Below are 2,721 nucleotides of genomic sequence, written 5' to 3' on the forward strand. Positions count from 1 at the left end.
GCCTGGCGGTGCGCGGTCCGCTGGGCGGCGGCGAACCGGTCCGCCACCACGCCGGGCCACCCCGAGCCGGCCAGCACCGCGGTCACCACCAGCACCGAGGGTCCGCACGTGACGCCGTCGACCTGGCGGCCGAGCAGGGTGCCGGGTGTGAGCTCGTCCATGGCGGACACCCTCCCCCGGCGGCGGGTGACGCGGCACCCCCGGCGGGTCTTCGGGACCGCCACGCGGCTACGGCCACGGCTGCCTGCCGGCACGGCCCCGGCGGTGGGCGCGTGTGGTCACGGCCGGTCCGGGCGGGCCCGACCCGGTGTCGCCCGGGTGGTCGGGCGGGTTCCCGGCCTAGGCTCGGCGACATGCCCGTTCTCACACCCGAGGTCGTCGAGTTCCTCAACCACGGCACCCGTACCGGAATGCTCGGCTGGACGGCGAAGGACGGGCGCCCGCTCGTCGCGCCGGTCTGGTTCCTCGTCGAGGACGACACGATCGTCTTCGACACCGGGGCGGACACCGCGAAGGGACGGGCGATCGTCCGCGACCCGCGGGTCGTGCTCACCGCCGACCTGCCCGCACCGCCGTACGCCTTCGTGCAGGTGCAGGGTGTCGCCGAGATCAGCACGGACCCCGACGAGCTCCTGCGCACCGCGACCGCGCTCGGAGGCCGCTACATGGGCGCCGACCGGGCCGAGGAGTTCGGCCGGCGCAACGGCGTCCCCGGCGAGCTCGTCGTCCGGATCCGCCCGTCGAAGGTGGTCGCCCACCTCGACATGACGGCATGATCGGTTGACCTGAAGTCCGGTTCATCGTCCACCGTCGCGGCGGGCGATGAGTTCGGCCGTCGGCGTCGGTCCATCACCCCGAGAGGACGGTGGACCATGACGCAGCTCGACCTCCGGCACGGCACGCAACGGGTCTTCGCGCACCTGCTGGTGAGCACCCTGGTGGTGTCGGTCGTGAACTTCACGGTGTGGTTCGCCGTGACGTTCTGGGTGTTCCTGGAGACGGGGTCGGTCGCGGCGACCGGCATCATCGCCGGGATCTTCCTGGTGGCGACGGCGCTGACCGGGATCCCGTTCGGCGGGGTCGTGGACCGGTTCGGCAAGCGCGCGGTCATGCAGGTCTCGGCGGCGGTGTCCGCCGTGGTCTACGCGCTGTGCCTGGTCCTGCTGCTGCTCGCCCCCGAGGGGGCGTTCCGCGACCCGACGGACCCGTTGCTGTGGACGCTGGTCGTCGCGCTGATGCTGGGTGTGATCGCCGGGAACCTGCGCACGATCGCGCTGCCGACGCTGGTCACCCTGCTCGTCCCGGCCGCGGTCCGGGACCGCGCCAACGGGCTGGTCGGGACCGCGACCGGGGTGAGCTTCCTGGTCACCTCGGTCGCGTCCGGGCTGCTCGTCGCGGTGGACGGGATGCGGTCGGTACTCGTCGCCGCCCTCGTCGTGCTGGTCGTGTCGCTGGTGCACCTGTCACGGGTCCGGATCCCGGTCGTGCCCGCACCGGCCGGCCCGGCCGTCCCCGTGACCGTCGAGGAGCGGGGCGGCCTCGACCTGCGCGGCACCGTCCGGCTCGTCGCGGGTGTGCCGGGGCTGCCCGCACTGATCGTGTTCTCCTGTGTGAACAACCTGCTCGGCGGGGCGTTCATGGCGTTGATGGACCCCTACGGCCTGTCGATGATGTCGGTCGCGGCCTGGGGGCTGCTGTGGGGCGTGCTGTCCGCCGGGGTGATCGTCGGCGGGCTCCTCGTCGCCCGGATCGGGCTGGGCAGCCGCCCGGTCCGGACGTTGCTGCTGGTCAACGCCGTGCTCTGGGCCTCGACGATGCTGTTCCCGCTGCAGGCCTCGATCCTGATGCTCACGCTCGGCATGGCGGTGTTCATGCTGCTCATGCCGTTCGCCGAGGCCGCCGAGCAGACCGTGCTGCAGCGGGTCGTGCCCTACGGGCGGCAGGGCCGGGTCTTCGGGTTCGCGCAGAGCGTGGAGCAGGCCGCGTCGCCGCTGACCGCGTTCCTGCTGGCCCCGTTCACCGAGCTGGTGGTGGTTCCCTACATGAGCGACGGCGGCGCCGGTGCGGCCGCGATCGGCTCCTGGTTCGGCACCGGCACCGCCCGCGCGATCGCCCTGGTGTTCGTGGTCTGCGGCGCCCTGGGCGTGGTGCTGACCCTCGCAGCCCTGGCGAGCCGCCCCTACCGTCGTCTGTCCGCCGCCTACGCGACCACGCCCACCGGGTCCGTCACACCCGCCGCGGAGGGTGCGGCCACCGCGCCCGACGCGGCCGACAGGTCCGACACGGCCGACAGGTCCGACGCGGCCGACAGGTCCGACGCGGCCGACAGGTCCGACGCGGCCGACAGGTCCGACGCGGCCGACAGGTCCGACGCGGCCGACAGGTCCGACGCGGCCGACAGGTCCGACGCGGCCGACAGGTCCGACGCGGCCGACAGGTCCGACGCGGCCGACAGGTCCGACGCGGCCGACAGGTCCGACGCGGCCGACAGGTCCGACGCGGCCGACAGGTCCGACGCGGCCGACAGGTCCGACGCGGCCGACAGGTCCGACGCGGCCGACAGGTCCGACGCGGCCGACAGGTCCGACGCGGCCGACAGGTCCGACGCGGCCGACAGGTCCGACGCGGCCGACAGGTCCGACGCGGCCGACAGGTCCGACGCGGCCGACAGGTCCGACGCGGCCGCCGGGCCCGCCGGGCCCGACACGGCCGGTGGTACCG

The 2,721-nt window shown here is 74.3% G+C and carries 2 protein-coding genes; both read left to right on the top strand.

All coding sequences use genetic code 11. The features are described from left to right. The first annotated feature begins 353 nt into the window (after window positions 1-353). A complete protein-coding gene (locus GTW08_RS27400; protein WP_161152716.1) occupies window positions 354-776 on the top strand; it encodes a PPOX class F420-dependent oxidoreductase in 423 nt (140 codons plus the stop codon). Window positions 777-872: 96 nt separating this feature from the next. Then, on the top strand, window positions 873-2,721 hold a 1,849-nt coding region (locus GTW08_RS27405), incomplete at its 3' end, for an MFS transporter (RefSeq protein ID WP_161152717.1).

This window comes from Pseudonocardia sp. SID8383 (genome assembly GCF_009864975.1).
GTDB classification, from domain to species: Bacteria; Actinomycetota; Actinomycetes; order Mycobacteriales; family Pseudonocardiaceae; genus Pseudonocardia; species Pseudonocardia alni.